Source organism: Mesorhizobium sp. WSM4307, assembly GCF_007003945.1.
Classification (GTDB): domain Bacteria; phylum Pseudomonadota; class Alphaproteobacteria; order Rhizobiales; family Rhizobiaceae; genus Mesorhizobium.
On sequence record NZ_VFTB01000001.1, the window covers coordinates 60,967 to 80,682 of the forward strand.

A 19,716-nucleotide genomic window follows, 5' to 3' on the forward strand; every position below is an offset into this window, starting at 1 on the left:
AGCAAAACGGAGTGGGGATATGAAATCGCTTGGCAGCATCCGCAGGGATTTCGCGCCATGGAACGACCCGAACGCCAAGCCATACATCCAGTTCGACAACGTCACCAAGAAGTTCGGTGACTTCACCGCCGTCAACAATCTGTCGCTGACCATTTTCGAGCGCGAGTTCTTCGCCCTGCTCGGCGCCTCGGGTTGCGGAAAGTCGACGCTGCTGCGGATGCTTGCCGGTTTCGAGGAACCGACGGCCGGCCGCATCCTGCTCGATGGCCAGGATCTGCGCGGCATCCCGCCCTATCGCCGGCCGGTCAACATGATGTTCCAGTCCTATGCGCTGTTCCCGCATATGACGGTGGAGAACAACATCGCCTTCGGCCTCAAGCAGGAAGGCATGCCCAAGCCCGATATCGAAAAGCGCGTTGCCGAGATGCTGAAGCTGGTCAAGCTCGAGCAGTTCGCCAAGCGCAAGCCGCACCAGCTCTCCGGTGGTCAGCGCCAGCGCGTCGCTCTCGCCCGCTCGGTCGCCAAGCGGCCGAAGGTGCTGCTGCTCGACGAGCCGCTCGGCGCGCTCGACAAGAAGCTGCGCGAGGAAACCCAGTTCGAACTGATGGACTTGCAGCAGGAGCTCGGTCTGACCTTCGTGGTCGTCACCCACGACCAGGAAGAGGCGATGACCATGGCCGATCGCATCGCCATCATGGACAAGGGCGAGGTCATGCAGGTGGCGACACCCGCGGAAGTCTATGAAGCCCCGGCCTCGCGCTTCGTCGCCCATTTCGTCGGCAATGTGAACATGTTCGAGGGCAAGGTCGCCGAGCGGTCGGCCAACACCACCCGCATCACCGGACCGAGCGGTGCCCAGATCGTCGTCCAGAATGGCGGTGCCGCGGCCGCGGCCAATGCCGATATCGTCTTCGCCATCAGGCCTGAAAAGATCAAGGTCTCGTCGAAGAAGCCGGCCGATGCCGTCAACGCGCTGGAAGGCGAGGTCTATGACGTTGCCTATCTCGGTGACATGACTGTCTACCACATCAGGCTCGACGATGGGCAGATCGTGCGGGCAAGCGCCTTGAACGCGGCGCGCGTGACCGAGGATCCGCTGACCTGGAACGACCGCGCCTGGGTATCCTTCCGGCCCGATGCCGGCGTCGTGCTGGCGCGGTAGGGGGCTGATATGTCCAACATCGCCGTCGCCGATGCCGCCGCGCCACCGACCGCCGCCAAGCCGTTCCTGACGCGGCTGGGTGCCGGTTTCATCAACCGGCTCGTCATCATCGTCCCCTACCTCTGGCTGCTGTTCTTCTTCCTCATCCCCTTCGTCATCGTCTTCAAGATTTCATTGTCGCAGACTGCGATCGCCATGCCGCCCTACACGCCGGTGCTCGACTTCAGCGACGGCGTCTCCGGCTTCTTCGCCGGGTTCCGCGACCTTAACTTCGACAACTATGTCTGGCTGACGCAGGACGCGCTCTATTTCAAGGCCTACATCACCAGCCTGATCATCGCCGCCATTTCGACCGTGCTGACGCTGCTGGTGGGCTACCCGATAGCCTATGGAATGGCGCGCGCGCCGGCTACCATCCGCCCGACCTTGCTGATGCTGGTCATCCTGCCGTTCTGGACGTCGTTCCTGATCCGCGTCTATGCCTGGATCGGCATTCTGAAGCCCGAGGGCCTGCTCAACCAGCTGCTCTTGTCGCTGCATATCATCAACCAGCCGCTGGTCATCCTCAACACCTATACGGCGATCTTCATCGGCATCGTCTATTCCTACCTGCCCTTCATGGTCCTGCCGCTCTATTCGTCGCTGGAAAAGATGGATTACTCGCTGATCGAGGCGGCCAAGGATCTGGGCTGCCCGCCGACCGCGGCTTTCTGGAAGATCACCTTCCCGCTGTCGCTGCCGGGCGTCATAGCCGGCTGCCTGCTGGTGTTCATCCCGGCCGTCGGCGAATTCGTCATCCCCGACCTGCTCGGCGGATCGCAGACGCTGATGATCGGCAAGACGCTGTGGAACGAGTTCTTCGCCAACCGCGACTGGCCGGTCTCGTCGGCCGTCGCCGTCATCCTGCTTTTGCTGCTCACCGTGCCGATCATGCTTTTCCAGCAGGCACAGGCGCGTGCCCAGGAGCAGGGCAAATGAACACCACCTGGAGCCGCTTCAACGTCACCTCGATCGTGCTTGGCTTTGCCTTCCTGTACCTGCCGATCGTGCTGCTCATCGTCTTCTCCTTCAACGAATCCAAGCTCGTCACCGTCTGGGGCGGCTTCTCGACCAAATGGTACGTCTCGCTGTTCCACAATCAGGGCCTGATGGACGCCACCTGGGTGACGGCGCGTGTCGGCGTCATTTCGGCCACCGTGGCAACCGTGCTCGGCACGCTGGCGGCACTCACCCTGACGCGCTACACACGGTTCAACGGCAGGGTGCTGTTTTCCGGCATGGTCTTCGCCCCGCTCGTCATGCCGGAAGTCATCACCGGCCTGTCGCTGCTGCTGCTCTTCGTTGCCGTCGGGCTTGACCGCGGTTTCTTCACGGTGACGCTCGCCCACATCACGCTGACGATGTGCTTCGTGGCGGTCGTCGTGCAGTCGCGCCTGGTTTCCTTCGACCGGTCGTTGGAGGAGGCGGCGATGGATCTTGGCGCAACGCCGGCCAAGACCTTCTTCCAGATCACGCTGCCGGTGATCCTGCCGGCGATCGTATCCGGCTGGATGCTGGCCTTCACGCTGTCGCTCGACGATCTGGTCATCGCCAGCTTCACCTCGGGACCGGGCGCCACGACGCTGCCGATGAAGATCTACAGCCAGGTCCGTCTCGGCGTGACGCCGGAGATCAATGCCGCCTGCACCATCCTGATCGCCGTCGTCGCGGTCGGCGTCATCATCGCTTCGATCGCCAACAAGCGTCGTGAGGTGCAGCGCCAGCTCGACGAACAGGCGGCGCAACGCGGCTGAGCATGATCCCGAAAAGTGGAAGCCGGTTTTCGAGCAAGATCATGCTCAACTGAACGGAAGCATGACCCCGAAAAAGCATTCCCTCGGGCCTGACCCGAGGGTGAAGCCGGTTTGACGCTCAACGAAACGTAAGCGCGCTTCTATTCGCCCGAAACCCCACGGCTTATCGGCGAAATGAACGGCGTGCTCCAGGTTCCGCCGACGAAGAAGGACGACTGGTTGGGGCCTTGCTGGCCGGTCTTCTGCGCTGCCGCCTGGTCCGGCTGGATGACGCCGCCGGACAGCGCCAGTCCGCGCCCCGCATAGGATGCGATGCCGGTAAGCCAGATCTTGTATTTCGCCGAATTGGCCTCGGCCTTGTCCAGCCGCGCCACGCCTCGCGAAATGGTCGCCTTCACTTCGGCGCCGTCGATCGGCAGCGTGCCGTCCGAGACGTCGTCGAGCGCGAAGAAGCCGCCCTGTTCGGTATGCTTGAGAAAGGCCGGCAGGTTGAACTTGCTGAGCGCGCCGGGGCCGAAGGTCGCCGAGACCGAACCGTCGGCGTTTTCAAAGATCGAATCCCAGGTCCTGCCCGGTCCCTTGAGGATGACCGAAACGGTGCCCGTGCCGACCGGCACCAGTCGGGTCATGCCCGCCGCCGTGCCGAACGCGCCGCCATCGACATCGGACGCAAGCAGCCGGATCTCGACCTGTGTGCCCTCGGGCTTGCGGTCGAATCGGAGGCTGGTCTGGATATTGCCGCCAAAGGCCGAGGCGTCGGAGATATCGAAGACGGAAAGTCCGTCCTTGACCTGGGCGGTTGCGGCGACATCGGCAAGCTGGATCGTTCCGGCCGTGGCATGCGCCGCCGACAGCCTCAAATCGAGATTGACCCGGTCGGCGAAACTTGCCTCAACGTCACCTGGGCCGGCCCCGCTCGCCGGTCCCAGCGGGGTGAAGGCGGACAGAAACGATCTGAGGTCGAGCGTGTCGAAGGCGAGCGTGCCCGAGATCACGGGTTGGGCGTCGCCAAGCGACAGGTCGAGCGCGCCCATGCCCGGATTGTTGTCCAGCGTCAGCGCCGTGTTCTCGAACTTGACGCGTCCGGCCGACGCCGTGACCTTGCTCGAAATGCTGACCGAGCCGATCGCGGCACTTGGCGCGATACCGGCCTGCGACCATTCCAGCACACGGCGCAATGAGGGTGCCGCGAACTTCACCTGGCCGTCGAAATAGGCGTTGTCGGACATGCTGGCCGTGCCGTCGAAGGAGAAGGTGGCGGGTGCTGCCTTGAAAGACAGGGTGAGCGGCGCCACACCGCCGGCAAACAGCACCAGCGGCTTCTGTGAGGCAGCGTCGAGGGCGACGCTTTCGCCGCGCCAGATTCCGGTTGCCGACAGCGTCGCATTGCTGTTCATCGCCGCCCAGGTCGCCTGACCGCTCAGGCTGCTCAGGATCTCCACGTCCTTTCCGTTGACGGAAGTCACCATGCGGCCGTCCCTGAATTCAACCGTGCCGAAGGCATCTGTCGGCAGCTTGTCGAGGTCGGGCTTGGCTGGATCGGCACTGACCACGCCGCGTGCCGTGTCGATGGAGCGCGCGATACGCCCACCGGTCGGCGCGGTGGGCAGGAACAGGCCGTCCGCCGTGCGCTGGACCCGGATCGTCGGCCGCACCAGCCGCGCCGTGGAAAACGCCACGTCGCCCTGCAACGCCGCCATGGCCGATAGGTCGATTTCGACGCGTTCGGCTTCGACGACCGGCGGCGCGTCGGTGTCCGTCCATTTCGAAAGCGTGACATCGGTCAGGATCGCCCGGAATTTCGGCCAGACCTCGATGCGCGGCGAGCCTTCGATGGCGACCCGGAAGCCGCTCCAGGCGCTCATTTCCCAAGCGATGCGATCGCGCACGATGCGCGTCGAGGCGATCAGCGGCAGGGCTGCGACCACCAGAGCGATGACGATCACGGCAGCGCCGATCGCCCATACTCCGCGGCGGATCAAGGATGATGGCATCTTGCCCTATATGCTTCCGTTCCGATTAATCGCCTGACGCAAAACCCCAGTCGTCACTACGACTTAGGACTGAGGCATTTCAAGTCTTTATGGCCCGGCGATGGCATTTGCGCACACCTGAGCGCTTCGGCCCAACAAAATCTTGCTCTGCCGCGCTGCGATATGCATAAGCGATGACGACCGTGGGAGGACCGATCATGGCTGCCGAAGTACCGCTCTGGACCCCGACGCAAGACCGGATCGACGCTTCGCCATTGACAGTTTTCCAGAAGGTCGCGGAGGCGAAAGCCGGCGCCACATTCGCCTCCTATGGCGACCTTCACCGCTGGTCGGTCGAGGATCGCGAGACCTTCTGGAGCCTGGTCTGGGACTTTTCCGGCATTGTCGGCGAAAAGGGCGAGCGCCTGCTGGCCGACGGCGACAAGATGCCCGGTGCCTCCTTCTTTCCCGACGCGACGTTGAATTTCGCCGAGAACCTGTTGAAGAAGACCGGCGCGGGCGAGGCGATCGTCTTTCGCGGCGAGGACAAGGTCGAGCGGCGGCTGTCCTGGAACCAACTGCATGGCCTGGTCTCGCGCCTGCAGCAGCTCTTCCTGTCGCTCAAGGTCAAGAAGGGCGACCGCATAGCGGCGATGATGCCGAACATGCCCGAGACCGTCGCCGCCATGCTGGCTGCGGCCTCCATCGGCGCGGTGTGGTCATCCTGCTCTCCCGATTTCGGCGAACAGGGCGTGCTCGACCGGTTCGGCCAGATCGAGCCTGTCATCTTCATCGCGCCCGACGGTTATTGGTACAATGGCAAGGCGATCGAGGTCGCCGACAAGGTCGCCGTGGTTGCAGCCAAGCTCGGCAGTGTCCGCAAGGTGCTGCTTGTCGACTATCTCGGCACTTCGGCCGATGTGGCGGCAACCATCGACAAGGCGGTGGCGATGGAAGAGGCGCTGTCGCCCTACGCCGCCAGGCCAGTCAGCTTCGAACCTCTGCCGTTTTCGCATCCGCTCTACATCCTGTTTTCATCAGGAACCACCGGCATCCCCAAATGCATTGTCCACTCGGCCGGCGGGACGCTGATCCAGCATGTCAAGGAACACCGGCTGCATGCCGGCCTCGTCGACGGCGACCGCTTCTTCTATTTCACCACCTGCGGCTGGATGATGTGGAACTGGCTGGTGTCGGGCCTGGCTTCGGGGGCGACGCTGCTGCTCTATGACGGTTCGCCCTTCTACCCCGACGGCAACGTGCTGTTCGACTTCGCCGATGCCGAGAAGATGACCTTCTTCGGCACCTCGGCCAAGTTCATCGATTCCGTGCGCAAGGCCGGCCTCAAGCCGATCCGCAGCCATGATTTGTCGACCGTGCGATCGATATCCTCCACCGGTTCGCCGCTGTCGCCCGAGGATTTCCGCTTCGTCTACGAAGGCATCAAGCAGGACGTGCATCTCGCCTCGGTTTCCGGCGGCACCGACATCGTCTCCTGCTTCGTGCTCGGCGTGCCCACCCAGCCGGTGTGGACCGGCGAGATCCAGGGACCGGGCCTCGGCCTGGCCGTCGATGTCTGGGACGACGACGGCAAGCCGATCCGGCAGGAGAAGGGCGAACTGGTCTGCACCAAGGCCTTCCCGTCGATGCCGATCGGCTTCTGGAACGACCCCGAAGGCAAGAAATACCAGGCGGCCTATTTCGAGCGTTTCGACAATGTCTGGTGCCATGGCGATTTCGCTGAGTGGACGGTGCATGGCGGCATGATCATCCATGGCCGCTCCGACGCTACGCTCAACCCGGGCGGGGTGCGCATCGGCACGGCGGAGATCTACAACCAGGTCGAACAGATGCCGGAAATCCTGGAAGCGCTGTGCATCGGCCAGGATTTCGACAATGACGTGCGCGTCGTGCTGTTCGTGCGGCTGGCCGCGGGCGTCCAACTGGACGAGGATCTGGAAAAACGCATCCGCGCCAAGATCCGCAGTGGTGCCAGCCCGCGTCACGTACCGGCCAGGATCGTCGCGGTCACGGATATCCCGCGCACCAAGTCGGGCAAGATCACCGAACTCGCCGTGCGCGACGTCGTGCATGGCCGCGCCATCAAGAACAAGGAAGCGCTCGCCAACCCGGAAGCGCTGGAGCTGTTCAGGAACCTGCCGCAGCTTGCCGAATGATCCCGATCGGGATGGTTAACGAACCATGTCGCGGGAATTTACCTAGATTTCACGAGTGGTACACATTCGTAAATTTTTCGGCGAGCCGGTAAGGACTTGTTAAGGCCCGGCCCCGATAGTCGCATGTAACTTGAGGGAGAAATCCCGTTCCTCTGCCCCCGGAGGATCTGAATTCGCTCAAGCCCCCGTTGTGACAGCAATCCCATCTCTTAAGGCGTCCTCCAGGGCGCCTTTTCTTTTGGACTCGCTATTCCGCCAGCACCCGGGTTGAAGGAAACGCGACCTCGACCAGCGTGCCTTCGCCAGGCGTCGAATTGATGGTGAAGCGGGCGCGGTTTGCTTCCACCATCGCCTTGGTCAGCGGCAGGCCAAGGCCGGTGCCGTCGCCGCGGCCGCGCTTCAGCGCGTTGATCTGCTTGAACGGCTTCAGCGCCTGTTCGATCTCGGCCTGGCTCATGCCAATCCCCGTGTCGCGCACCCGCATGACGACGTCGCCTGAAGTCTCATAGGCGGTCGAGACGATCACCTGGCCGCCGGCCTGGGTGTAGCGAATGGCGTTGGACAGGATGTTGAGCGCGATCTGGCGCACGGAGCGCAGGTCGGCCACCACTTCCGGCAGCCGCGAGGCGAAGCTGGAGCGGATGATGACGCGTTCGCGGTTGGCCTGCGGCTGCATCATCGCCACGGTCTCGGCCAGCGTGTCGTTGAGCGAGACCGCCTCATAGGCCATTTCCTGCTGGCCGGCCTCGATCTTCGAGATGTCGAGCAGGTCGTTGACCAGGTCGAGCACATGGTTGCCCGAGCGATTGATGTCGCGCAGATAGTCGCGGTAGCGGTCATTGGCGACCGGCCCGAACTTCTCGTCGACCATCAATTCGGAAAAGCCGATGATGGCATTGAGCGGCGTGCGGATCTCGTGGCTGATGCGGGCAAGGAAATCGGTCTTCTGCGAGGACGCCCGTTCGGCCACCGCGCGCGCCTGGGTGAGATCTTCCTCGGCTCGCTTCCACTGCGTGATGTCGCGCACGACAGCGCAGAACCCGCTGTCATTGGGCAGCCGGCCGATGGTCATGAACAGCGGGATGAAGCGCCCTTGCGCCTCGCGCCCGATCACCTCGCGGCCGTCATTCATGACGCTCGCCACGCCGGGTTCGGAAAGCCCGGTGAGATAGTCGCGCGCCGCGCGCTGGCTTTCGATGGCAAACAGCGAGGCGAAGGGCTTGCCGGTCACCTCGTCGCTGTCGAAACCGAACAGCGCTTCGGCCGGGCGGCTGATCGAGCGGATGGTGCCGTCGCTGCCGATCAGCACGACGCCGTCGGTAGCGGTGTCGATGATGGTGCGCATCTCGGCGATGCGGGCCTTGAGCTCGGAAATGTCGGGTTGTGTCGGCTCTTCGCCGACCAAGTGCAGGGCTGCGGGCGCGTCATCATCGCCGGAACGGCGCACGACCAGCATCAGCGCCTTGCCGTCGCGCCAGGGAACGGAGCGCAGGATGGCGTCGATCGGGAATTCCTGGCCATCGCGCGTTTTCAGCCGCAGTGCTCGGTCGCTGCCGTCGGAGGTGCCGTCATCGGCATAAGGATCGGCGAACAGCGCACCCAGGCCGCCGGCGTCCTCGAGATCCTCGAGCGTGTCATAACCGGTCAGGTCGAGGAACTCCTCATTGGCATAATGCAACTGATCGCCCGAATGGATGAGCAGCGGCACCGGCAGCTTGCCGAGCAGCGAAGTGTCTGGAGCCTTACTTTCGTCGCCGACGGAAAATGCCGACGGCACGATCCCTTCGGTCTTGAGCGGCGGCACTTTCAGGCGTGGCCGTTCGGCCGGGCTCTCGCCGCCGCCGCGTGCGCTTGCGGCTTCACCGCCAAATGTCGCGGGCTGCTCGTCTGCGGCGGCGGTTTCCGCGCCGTCGACCCAGTCCTCACTGTCCTCGGCATCGCGAAAATCGGCCGACGTCATGCTATCATCATCGTCGACGGCATTATGCTTGGCGGCTTTTGCATCAGCTCCTTTGCCCGTCGCGACGGGTTCCGTAACCTCCGGTTTTGCCGCTACGGCTTCTGAAACCGGGGGCTCGTCATTGTCCGCGACAGGACCGGATTCATCATTCCGGTCGGCGTAGTTGAGCAAGGAGCCGCCCACGCCAGGCGAGGTCTCAGCGGGTTCGGCATCGTTCACGTCGTCCGGGTGACCGCCATCAAGCCGCGCGAGATCCGCCTCGTCCTCGGCGTCGGTCTCGGATGGTTCGGCCAGCACCGTGTCCTTCTCCGGTTCCGCCACCGGGGTTTCGCCGGCCTCTGCCGGCGCCTGATCCGGGGCGGCTTCAGGCGTCGACGCAACATCGGAGACGGCCTCGATCGGAGTTTCCGCCTTGGCCGCCGGGGCCTCCACTGCTGTTTCAGCCGCTGGCTCGGCCGGTGTGCTGGGCTCCGGTTTCGTCGTGCTTTCGATGCCGGGCTTGTCGGCTTCCGGCAGCTCGGTGGGTGCACTGTCCTTCTTCAGCCGCTCGCCGATCTCACGGAAGGCGCTGCGTTCCAGTGTCGACAGCCCTTTGTCGTTGGCCGGCTGCCGGTGTTCGGCCAGGCGGATGACCTTGTCGGCAAAGCGTCGCTCTTGTTTCGGCACGATGGTCAGCGCCGGCACCTCGCCCTTGAATGGATCCGCCGCATTTGGTTCTTCGACCTTCGACTCGTCCGCCTTCGGCTCTTCAGCCGGAGGTTTCACGGTTTCCGGTTCCGGCGTCGCCGGCCGCTCGCCATTGGGCAACAGGGCCATGCCGATCGCTTCCGGATCGACAATCGCATCGCCGGTCCGGGCAACGCCGAAGCCGCGAAAACCTTCGAAGGCGCGGCTGCGGCCATAGACGGGCAAAGCCGCCAGGTCGACGGGGATCTTCAGGTCGGTGCCGACGACAGGCCACAGCACGGAGCGGCCGGACCAGGTATCGCGCCGCTCCAGCAGGCCGTCGATCTCGCCGGACGCGTCAAGCCCGAAGGCCGCCGCGACATCCCTGAAGCGCCGGCCGATCACATCGGCTGCCGGCTTGCCGACAATGTCGGCGAATTCCGGCGACAGCGTGCTGAACTTGCCTTCGGCGTCGGTGCGCCAGACGAAGCGCAGCGGCGCGGCCGAGCGGTCTATTGTCCGAGCTGGGGGCGTGGTTGCCGGGGAGGCGGGCTTGCTCTCCTTCGCGCTGCCCACCGAAGCCTCGGCGCCGGTCGCTTGGACCACATTTTTCGCTTCCGGCGCGGCAGGCGCGGGTCGCGCGTCATCCTCGCCGACATTGAAGTACCAGTGATCGTGCTGTGCCGGCGTGCCGCCCGCTGTCGGCTGATCATTGTCGGCGGCAACCGGAGTCGGTCCGGTCGGCTCCGAAATCTCTTGCGTGGCCCGTTCCGGCATATCTTCAGGCGCCGGCTTGGAAGGGGCGTGCTCGGGCTCGATCTCGGCAGTGCCAGGTGACCGTTCGACGGCCTCCGCCTGCGAAGCATCCGCCGTCGGCTGATTGTCCTGATGAGGATCGGATTGTGCGGCGGTGCTTTCCGTTACTTTAGGAGCGGGTTCTGCCGAAGCTTCTGAGACAGACGCATGGTCCTCGAGCTGATCCTCATCGATCACAACCAGGAGATGCCGCTCCGGCGTCAGCCGCGCGAGCCCGGCGGGGTAGGAACTGTTGCCGCCCGGAACGAGACGCTTGACAATGCGTTCGCCCTCGGCGGCCACATCGGCGACCAGGGCGGCCAGCGTCGCGGGCTGGATGCCGAGCTTCAAAAAGCCGTCCGACGCGGCCTCGACATTGCCCCCGGCATCGATGAAGGCGATGAAATGGCCGTCTTCGGTGAAGCCGCTGATCGCCCGGCTGGCGATTTCGGCGGCACCGCGTGAGCCTGTCTGCGCCGCCGGCACCGCCAGCATGATCGCCTTCTCGCCGTCGGGCAGCGTCACGGCACTCGCCTGGAAGCCGACGGTCCTGCTGGTCATGCCGGTCGCCAACCTGACGGTGATGCCGCGATCGCTGCCGATCTCGGGAAAGCCGCTGGTCGCCATGATCTGGCGGCGGGCAATCAGCGGCAGCTGTGCCGAGGCGCCGATGATCGCTTCGATGTCGGGATAACCGAACACCGCGGCGCCCGGCCCATTGGCCCAGATCACCTGCTCCAGGTCGACCGACAGGATCGCGATCGCGTCGCCGGCGGCAAAGCGCTGGCGCACCGCGTCGAGCACGGCGACGTCGAGGAAGGAATAATCGGACGGCATGCGCTTGGCGAACCCTCACGGAGCGGCGAAATTTGCAGTTAACGCTTTGTTAATAAAAGCCGCAGGCGCGAAGGTCCACAAGCCAGAACGTGCAAAGGCTGGTTTCTGGGCTTTTGGTTAACGGCCGGAAAGAAATAGATGGTGCACTGCAACAAAGATATTGCAATGCACAAAAATTGCCTTTATATTGCCATCATACATGAACGAGACGGCTTTCCGTCAAAGCCGCTGCCGCTGAAAAGGATGGAAAATGTCCAGGACCAAAACTGCCGAGACCATCGAAAACGTTGAATTCCCGAGCTTCGACGCTTCCAAGGCCACCGACCAGATGCGCGCTTTCGCCGAAAAGGGCGTTGAGCAGTCGAAGGAGGCCTATGCCAAGCTCAAGACCGGCGCCGAGGAGACCCAGAAGGCTCTGGAGTCGACCTACGAGACCGCCAAGACTGTTTCCAGCGACCTGTCGCTCAAGACCATCGCGGCGCTGCGCGCCAATGCCGAAGCCGGCTTCTCGCATCTCGAAGCCCTGATCGGCGCCAAGTCGCTGTCGGAAGTCGTCGAACTGCAGACCGCTTTCCTGCGCAAGCGCGTCGAGTTGACGGTCGAGCAGGCCAAGGATTTCCAGGCCGTTGCCTCCAAGGCGGCGGAAGACGTCTCCAAGCCGATCAAGACCGCCTTCGAGAAGGCGATCAAGGACATTAAGGCTGCCTAATATTTGCGCATGATCTGAGGATGCAACAAAAGGTCGCATTTTCTCAAAAACGATCAGGCGTATGGTGGTAGCCATCACGAAATACCCGGCGAGTGGAACCTCCTCCCTCTGCTCCCCGGGGTGACCAGCCAGCTCCTCCTCCCGCTGGCTCGTAACAGGAAAAGGCCGGCACCTCCTCCCGCCGGCCTTTTTCTTTGCCCGGCGAACCGCCACTGTTGCGCGACATGTGGGGAAGTGGCCTTTGCTTCGCAAAAGCCTTGAATTAAAATCCATAAGCCCGTATGGACGCATCGCCGAACGACAGAGCGGATCGCTTGAGACGAGTTCCCGAAGAGATTCTGCTCAGGCAAATGTGCCGTTGTAGCTCAGCTGGTTAGAGCGCCGGATTGTGGATCCGGAGGTCGCTGGTTCGATCCCAGCCAACGGTACCATCTACTTATCCCATAAGTGGCGACCTCCACCTGAGGGGCGGCTGCCACTGTAGTCGGCGCCCATTCAACCTGGAAAGATGGTGAAACCACCATCGACGCGGATGACCTGGCCGTTGATGAAGCGCGCGCGTGGACCGGCGAGAAAGGCCACCGCCTCGGCGATCTCCTCCGGCTCCGCATAGCGGTTTAGCGATTTCTTGCTCGAATCCATGCGCGTCGGATCGACCACTCGGGTCGCCTGGAACCGGGCCGTCTTGGTGGCGCCGGGGCTGACCGCATTGATGCGCACGCCGTCGTCGATCAGCTCCTTGGCGAGGCAGCGCGTGTAATGCACAACCGCGGCCTTCAACGTCGAGTAGACGACCTCGGGTGAGACGCCGAGATGTGCTGCCGCCGACGCGATGTTGATGACGGAGCCGCCGCCGCGCTGCTTCATGGGCGGCACGAAGGCCTGGCAGACCAGCATCGTGCCGATCAGATTGTTTTCGGTGAGCACACGGATGTCGTCTAGTTCGATGTCGAGGGCGTTGTTCGGGTTCGGCTTGCCGCCCTTGGCGCCGATGTCGCCGCCGGCGCAATTGACCAGCACATGCACGTCGCCGAGATCGGCCTCGATCTTGCGCTTCATCTCGGCCACCGCCTTCTGGTCGCCAATGTTGCCGGTCACCGACGTGACCTTCGTGCCATGACGCTTCAGGCGCTCGGCCACCTCTGCGAGATTGGCGAACTCGCCGTATTTGGCCGGCGCTGTTTCGTCCATGTCATGGATCGCGACATTGGCGCCGAGTTCCGCCAGGCGCTCGGCCATCACGCGACCGAGGCCACGGCCGGAGCCGGTTACGAAGGCGGTCAATCCATCGAGTTCACGTGCCGTCATCAGATCTTCTCCACTTTCATCAAACCAAGGTTGCGCATGTTGGCGGCGCTGCGCCTGATCATGTCGAGCTCATAGGAAACGAGGGAAACGTCGTCTTCGCGCTCCCAAGGGGTGCGGTAGTCGGCATCATCGGGCAGCCGATTGCGCTGCGCGGCCCGCAGGCAGGCGGCAAATTCGCGCGCCGTCTTCGGCGGATAGCCGTACCACCAGTCGTCGCTGAGAAAGCGGACATGCCGCGCCTCCAATGCACCCGGTTCGAGAACGGCGGTCATGCGATCGTGGTGTTCGGCAAGAACTGCGAACAGTTCGGCAAACGGCACTGCACCATCGCCGATGGCACAGCGGATCAGCCTGTAGCCTTCGGTCGTGAACTGCACGCGGTAGTCCTTGAGGTGGACATGGCGGACGTAAGGTGCGATCCGACGCGTAAAATCGAGCGGCGCTTCGCCGACCGGGAATGTGTTGCCGGTGTCGAAGGTGACGCCGACGCCTTCGCCGCCGAGTGCGCAGAAATCGGCGAGTTCCTGGCTGGTGAAGTCCTGGTGGTTTTCGATCGCCAGGACATGGCCTTCGGCAATCGCGCGCGGACCCCATTCCTGCAATCTCGCGCGAATGATGCCGGCGAACTCGCTCCATTTCTCGCCGGCAGCGTTGCGGTCGCCACACAGAACCGGCGTCAGTGCCGTTCGGATGATTTTGGCCTTGAGCAGGCGCGCGGCCCGAAAGGCATCATCGAGCGGTTCACCGACCAAAAGGCCGCCGCTGACGATCGGGGTGATGCCGAGGCCGGCGAGCCTTTCGCGCAGCGCGATGACCGCATCGTCGGAAAGCTCCGTCAGCCATGGCACCCAGATCTCCAGCACCTTGGCGCCGAGCTCGGTCGCAAGCGCGATGAAACCCTCCAGCCCCGCCGGCTTGGGATTGGCGCGTGGCGTGCCGCGGGCCTGCAGGCCGAGATGATAGGTCAGACCGTAGGGGTTCAGGCCCACCTGGAGCATGGAGCGATCCTTGGATTCTGGTTTCGCCGTCATCGCAGGCCGGCATCCACGGTGATCGACTGCTTGGTGATCATGCGGCTGTCGTCGGCGGCGAGGAACAGCACCGTGCGCGCGATCTCCTCGCCCAGCAGAACCCGGCGGATCATCTGGCGCTGCACGACCTGGTCGACCGTGCCCTGTGTCTTGTACCAAAGCCGTCGTTGCCGGTCGGTGATGACTGCGCCCGGCTCAATGGCGTTGACGCGGATGTTGTCGGGGCCAAACGCCCGAGCCAGCGCGAATGTCAACCCGACCACCGCAGCCTTGGCCGTCGCATAGGGCGCCATCTCCGCCGCGCCGAAGCGCCAGGCGATCGAGGAAAAATTGACGATCGAACCAAAGCCCAGTTCCTTCATGTGCGGATGCACGGCCTGGGCGGCAAAGAAGTGGTGCCTGAGGTTCACGTCCTGGGCGTGGTCCCAGTACTCTTGCGTCACCTCGGCAACCGGGTGGCGATTGTCGTCGGCGGCGTTGTTGACCAGCACCGCGACAGGTCCGAGGCGGTCGCGCACCGTGCCGATCGCAGCCCGGAGGGCGGCAATATCGGTCACGTCGCAGCGCATGAAGAGGGGCGGGTGCGCTGCCGTGGCGGCGAGTTCCCGCGCGAGCTCTTCGCCGGCCTCCTGCTGCAGATCGAGAAACGCGACGCGTGCGCCATTGGCGGCGAAGGCGCGAACCGTGTCGGCGCCGATGCCAGACGCGCCGCCGGTAATCAGCACGACACGGTCGGCCAGGCTCGGATAGGTGGCAAAGGACAAAAGCGGAACTCTCTTCAGATCAGGCGTTGGGTCGTCGGGTCGAACAAGCAGGCACGCGCCATGTCGATGCCGAGCGCCACCGTCTCACCCATGCGAGGCGTGCCGTCGGGGTCGAAACGACCGGTGATCTCCTTGCCGCCCAGGCGCAGAACGGCCATGGTCTCCGCACCCGTCGGCTCGACCAGTTCGACCACGGCATCGATTTGCGCGATGCTTGGCTTGCGACGGGCAAGATCGGGATCAAATCGGTAGATGTGCTCCGGCCGGATGCCGAGCAAGAGCTGTCGCGGCGTATCGGACGGCAGGGCCTGGACGATCGGCAGGCTGGCCGTGTTGCCGTCGGCGGTCGGCAAGACAACAGTCGGGCGGCCGCCTTCCTGGCTCAGTTCGGCCGGCAAAAAATTCATCGCCGGCGAACCCATGAAGCCCGCGACGAACATGTTGGCGGGACGGTTGTAGATCGTGGCCGGCTCATCGAATTGCTGGACCGAGCCCTGATGCATCACGGCGATGCGCGAGGCCAGCGTCATCGCCTCGACCTGATCATGCGTGACGTAAACCGTCGTCTTGCCGACACGGTGATGCAGCTTCTTGATTTCGGTACGCATGTCGACGCGCAGCTTGGCGTCGAGATTGGAGAGCGGCTCGTCGAACAGGAACAGTTTCGGATCACGCACCAGCGCCCGGCCCATCGCGACACGCTGGCGCTGGCCGCCCGAAAGCTGTCCGGGCTTGCGCCCAAGCAGCGGTTCGATCTGCAGGAACGCTGCAACCCGCTTGACGGCCTCGTCCTGCTGCGGCTTCGGTACGCGGCGGCTTTCCATGCCGAAGGTGATGTTCTCGCGCACCGTCATCGTCGGGTAAAGCGCGTAGGACTGGAACACCATGGCGATGTCGCGGTCCTTAGGCGCAACCGAATTGACCAGCCGGCCGTCGATGCGGATCTCGCCGGAGGTTACGGTTTCCAGACCGGCGATCATCGCGAGCAAGGTGGACTTGCCGCAGCCGGATGGTCCGACCAGCGCGATGAACTCACCGTTCTGCGCCTCGAGATCGATGCCCTTCAGCACCTCGACCGAGCCGTAGTTCTTGCGCAGGGATCGGATGGTCAATGTCGACATGCGATGCCTTTCTTGGCGGTCGAGGCGATCGGCGACATCAGATAGGCTACGCTCACTTGATCGCGCCTCACTTGATCGCGCCCTGGGTCAGGCCGCGGACGAAATACTTGCCGCCGAAGAGATAGATCAGCAGCGGCGGCAGCGCGCCGATTAGCACGGCGGCGCTCATGACATCGTAGGCGCGTACATTGGTGCCGCTTGCCGTCAGCGCGACGAGTGCGGCCGTGATCGGCTGTTGCTGCCCGGAGGTGAAGACGACACCGAACAGATATTCGTTCCAGATGCCGGTGAACTGCCAGATCACCGTGACGATCAGGATCGGTGAGGAGAGCGGGAGAATGATCTTGCGGAAGATGCGCCAGAAGCCTGCGCCGTCGATGCGTGCCGCCTTGATCAGATCGTCGGGGATGCTGACGTAGTAGTTGCGGCAGAACAGCGTGGTGAACGAAATGCCCTGGATGACGTGGATGACGATGAGCCCGTAGGTGGAATTGCTGAGGCCCAGATTGCCGAGGATGAACGCCCAGGGCATCAACGAAATCTGGCCCGGAATGAAGACGCCGAGCAGCATGCAGGTGAACAGCGCTTCCGAACCCTTGAAGCGCCATTTCGACAAGATGTAACCGTTCATCGCGCCGACCACCGTCGAGATGATTGTCGCCGGGATCGTCATTTTCAGAGAGTTGTAGAAGTTGCGCTGCATGCCCTCGCAGGTGCCGCCGATGCAATATGTGCTCCAGGCCTGGCCCCAGGCTTCGAGGCGGAAACTGCGTGGCAGCGAGATCAACCCGTTGCGCGCGATCTCTTGCTGATCGCGGAATGAATTCAGCACCACGACCAGCAATGGCACCAGGTAGATCGCCGCGAAGATAGCCAGCAGCCCATAGATGACGAAGCGGGTGAGGAAATGCCTGCGCGCCGCAACTGTGGCAGCGTGATGATCCTGCATGTGGTCCAGCGGGACGTCAGCCATGGCCGGCTTCCTTGCGCCGGCGCCAAACCACCCAGAAGGAATACGGCACCAGCACCACGGCAAGAGCGGCAAGCATCATGATGGCCGCCGCGGCGCCTTCGCCGATCTGGCCGCGTTGGAACATCAGGTCATAGACGTAAATGGCAGGGAACGTGGTCGAGATCCCCGGGCCCCCTTTCGTGAGGGCCGCCACGAGGTCGAAGGTCTTGATGGCGAATTGGATCTGAATGACGGCGACCGCCAGGAAGATCGGCGCAATCGTTGGCAGAAGCACTTTGCGATAGATGCGGAAGGTCGATGCGCCATCGATCTGCGCGGCCTTGACGAGGTCCGCATCCACCGAGCGCAGACCGGCCAGGAAGAGCGCCATGGCAAAGCCCGAGGACTGCCAGACACCGGTGATGATCACCGCATAGATCGCATAGTGTCGGTCGCTGGCGAGTGCGAAACTGAAATTTATCCAGCCCAATCCGCGCACCATCGCCTGGATACCGTCGGTCGGGTTGTAGAGCCAACTCCAGACCGTGCCGGTGACGATGAAGGAGACGGCCAGCGGATAGAGGAAGATCGTGCGCCAGACCGCTTCTCCGCGCACGCGCTGGTCGATCAGGATCGCCAGCAGCAGTCCCACCGCCATCGAGCCGACGATGTAGAAGCCGCTGAAGAGAAAGAGGTTGTCGTAAGCGATATTCCAGCGCCGGTTCGCCCAGAGTGACGCATAGTTGTCCAGACCGACGAAGCCGTAGGTCGGGAGCAGCGAGGAGTTCGAGAGCGAGATGTAGAGCGTCCAGCCGGTGAACACGAAGACGTAGACGAAGCTCGCCACAAGCGAGGGGCCGAGCACCAGCAAGGGCATCGCCGAGCCCAGCCGCTCGCGCCAGGGGCGGGCGGGCGCCGGGGTCGATAGGATCAGGTCGTGATTTGACATTTGCGGCGCGGAACTGGATGGAGGATGGCCGGATGCGGATAGAAATTGCGCCCGGCCGTTCCTGTCTACTTCTGTGCTTCGGCCGCGTCGGCCATCGCATTGGCGCCGTCCTCGGGTGACATGTCGGGCGTCGCGACGAACTCGGTAATGGCGTCCATGATCGCGCCGCGCATCTTCTGTGGGATGGTCATGTTGTGCGCCATCGAGCGGACCAGCGTGCCGTCCTTGATCGAAGCCTGCAGATCCTTCTGTGAGAGCTGCTGGCACGGATTGAAGCCCTTCGACAGATCGATATCGAGACGCGCGGGGATCGAGCCCTTGGCCTGGTTGAAGACCGTCTGGAAGTCGGGCGACAGGATCAGGCTGGCAAGCAGCTTCTGGCCGTCGATGTAATCCTGATCCTTTTGCTTGAAGAACACGACCGAGTCCGAGTTGAGGATGAAGCCGGGTTTGCCCCAATCGGTCGGTGCCTGGGCGCAGACATAGTCGGTGCCTTCCTTAAAGCCGGCGGCGGTCAGCAGGCCGATCGTCCAGTCGCCCATGATGTGGAAAGCTGCGTCGCCCTTGCCCACGAGCGCCGACATCGAATCCCAGTCGCGGCCAACCATGCCCGGATCCATGTACTTGCTTGTCATCAGGCGCATCTGCTGGAAGGCCTTCAACATCCCCGGGCTGCGCATGGATTCGACATCGCCCTCGACGAAGGCCTTGCGATAGAGATCGATGTCCTGGCCGTAGAGCACGACCTCGAACACCGTCGAATCCGTCCAGTCGGCCGTCGAATGCGAGATGCAGATCTTGCCAGAGGCGACGATCTTGTCGCAGGCTGCATTGAACTCGGCCCAGGTCTTGGGCATTTCCGTCACGCCGGCGGCCTGCATGACCTTCGGCGAGGCCCACAACCAGTTGATGCGGTGGATGTTCATGGGGGCGGCGACCCATTTGCCGGTCGGCTTCATCACCGGAAGCAATTCCGGCGCGACCACTTTTTCCCATCCTTCCGAGGCCGCCAGCTCGTCGAGGTCAGCGGTCATGCCGGTCTTGTTCCACTCGGCGATTTCCGGACCTTTCAGCTGCACGGCGGGCGGGGCATTGCCGGCGATCACGTCGGCACGCAGCTTGGCCAGCGTGTTGGCCGTGTGACCGGCGATCGAGGTCTGTTCCCATTTGCCGCCCTTGGCGGTGAACATCTCGCCGAGCTTGGCGATCGCCTGGGCGTCCGAGCCAGTCGCCCACTGGTGCAGCAGGTTCGTCTTGGGCTCGGCTAAGGCTGCTCCGGCGACAAAGGTGCACGCAACGGCTGCCGCGAGGGCGGTCATGACGCATTTCATAGTTTCACTCCCATATGGTGTTGCACGGTTCGTATCGACCGCTTATGGCCGCGGTTTGAAGCCGCCGCCGGCGAGATGCGTTAATCTCAAGTTCTTTCCAAGATGACATATTGGAGCTATCAGTCAACGATGTTTATGTTGGTCCATGACAAAACCTTCGCTTAGAACCTGGCTGATCGACAGGCCGT

Annotated in this window: 14 protein-coding genes and 1 tRNA gene; 6 read left to right on the forward strand and 9 right to left on the reverse strand. The window is 63.3% G+C overall.

Annotated features, from left to right (window positions below):
- Positions 1-19 precede the first annotated feature (19 nt).
- Genes FJV83_RS00270 through FJV83_RS00280 form a run of 3 tightly spaced genes read left to right on the forward strand, consistent with a single transcriptional unit; the run spans position 20 to position 2,955 of the window.
- Entirely contained in the window at positions 20-1,162 is a 1,143-nt protein-coding gene (locus tag FJV83_RS00270) for an ABC transporter ATP-binding protein (protein ID WP_095790163.1), read from the forward strand.
- A gap of 9 nt (positions 1,163-1,171) precedes the next feature.
- Positions 1,172-2,140: an ABC transporter permease subunit gene (locus FJV83_RS00275; RefSeq protein WP_095775497.1), complete on the forward strand. Its 969-nt coding sequence runs from the start codon at positions 1,172-1,174 to the stop codon at positions 2,138-2,140.
- A complete protein-coding gene (locus FJV83_RS00280; RefSeq protein WP_095775498.1) occupies positions 2,137-2,955 on the forward strand; it encodes an ABC transporter permease subunit in 819 nt (272 codons plus the stop codon). Before FJV83_RS00275 ends, FJV83_RS00280 begins: the two co-directional genes overlap by 4 nt.
- 140 nt (positions 2,956-3,095) lie before the next feature.
- Here the strand turns inward: FJV83_RS00280 and FJV83_RS00285 are convergent, their stop codons facing one another.
- Entirely contained in the window at positions 3,096-4,949 is a 1,854-nt protein-coding gene (locus FJV83_RS00285) for an AsmA family protein (RefSeq protein ID WP_095775499.1), read from the reverse strand.
- 197 nt (positions 4,950-5,146) lie between these two features.
- On the opposite strand from FJV83_RS00285, the gene FJV83_RS00290 reads away from it, so the two are divergent.
- A complete protein-coding gene (locus FJV83_RS00290) occupies positions 5,147-7,105 on the forward strand; it encodes an acetoacetate--CoA ligase (protein WP_142886938.1) in 1,959 nt (652 codons plus the stop codon).
- Between the two features lie 247 nt (positions 7,106-7,352).
- On the opposite strand, the gene FJV83_RS00295 is transcribed toward FJV83_RS00290, so the two are convergent.
- Positions 7,353-11,363: a PAS domain S-box protein gene (locus FJV83_RS00295; protein ID WP_142886939.1), complete on the reverse strand. Its 4,011-nt coding sequence runs from the start codon at positions 11,361-11,363 to the stop codon at positions 7,353-7,355.
- A 250-nt stretch (positions 11,364-11,613) separates the two neighbouring features.
- Between FJV83_RS00295 and FJV83_RS00300 the strand changes: the two genes are divergently transcribed.
- Together FJV83_RS00300 and FJV83_RS00305 are read left to right on the forward strand one after the other, a co-directional pair.
- The gene (locus FJV83_RS00300; RefSeq protein WP_095775501.1) at positions 11,614-12,072 is read left to right on the forward strand and encodes a phasin; all 459 of its coding nucleotides are present in this window, start codon (positions 11,614-11,616) and stop codon (positions 12,070-12,072) included.
- A gap of 354 nt (positions 12,073-12,426) precedes the next feature.
- Positions 12,427-12,503 (forward strand) — tRNA-His (locus tag FJV83_RS00305).
- Positions 12,504-12,567: 64 nt separating this feature from the next.
- On the opposite strand, the gene FJV83_RS00310 is transcribed toward FJV83_RS00305, so the two are convergent.
- From FJV83_RS00310 to FJV83_RS00340, 7 genes are all read right to left on the reverse strand, one after another.
- On the reverse strand, positions 12,568-13,380 hold the full coding sequence (locus FJV83_RS00310) for an SDR family oxidoreductase (protein WP_095775502.1): 813 nt from the start codon (positions 13,378-13,380) through the stop codon (positions 12,568-12,570).
- Positions 13,380-14,378 (reverse strand): sugar phosphate isomerase/epimerase, encoded by a 999-nt coding sequence (locus FJV83_RS00315; protein ID WP_142877325.1) that lies wholly within the window; start codon positions 14,376-14,378, stop codon positions 13,380-13,382. Before FJV83_RS00315 ends, FJV83_RS00310 begins: the two co-directional genes overlap by 1 nt.
- 29 nt (positions 14,379-14,407) lie before the next feature.
- The gene (locus tag FJV83_RS00320) at positions 14,408-15,175 is read right to left on the reverse strand and encodes an SDR family oxidoreductase (protein WP_142877326.1); all 768 of its coding nucleotides are present in this window, start codon (positions 15,173-15,175) and stop codon (positions 14,408-14,410) included.
- Positions 15,176-15,189: 14 nt separating this feature from the next.
- A complete protein-coding gene (gene ugpC, locus FJV83_RS00325; RefSeq protein ID WP_142877327.1) occupies positions 15,190-16,296 on the reverse strand; it encodes a sn-glycerol-3-phosphate ABC transporter ATP-binding protein UgpC in 1,107 nt (368 codons plus the stop codon).
- 67 nt (positions 16,297-16,363) lie between these two features.
- On the reverse strand, positions 16,364-17,269 hold the full coding sequence (locus FJV83_RS00330; protein WP_095793635.1) for a carbohydrate ABC transporter permease: 906 nt from the start codon (positions 17,267-17,269) through the stop codon (positions 16,364-16,366).
- On the reverse strand, positions 17,262-18,197 hold the full coding sequence (locus FJV83_RS00335) for a sugar ABC transporter permease (protein ID WP_142886940.1): 936 nt from the start codon (positions 18,195-18,197) through the stop codon (positions 17,262-17,264). The genes FJV83_RS00330 and FJV83_RS00335 overlap by 8 nt, the downstream gene beginning before the upstream one ends.
- Positions 18,198-18,262: 65 nt before the next feature.
- Entirely contained in the window at positions 18,263-19,516 is a 1,254-nt protein-coding gene (locus FJV83_RS00340) for an ABC transporter substrate-binding protein (protein WP_246691760.1), read from the reverse strand.
- Positions 19,517-19,716 lie beyond the last annotated feature (200 nt).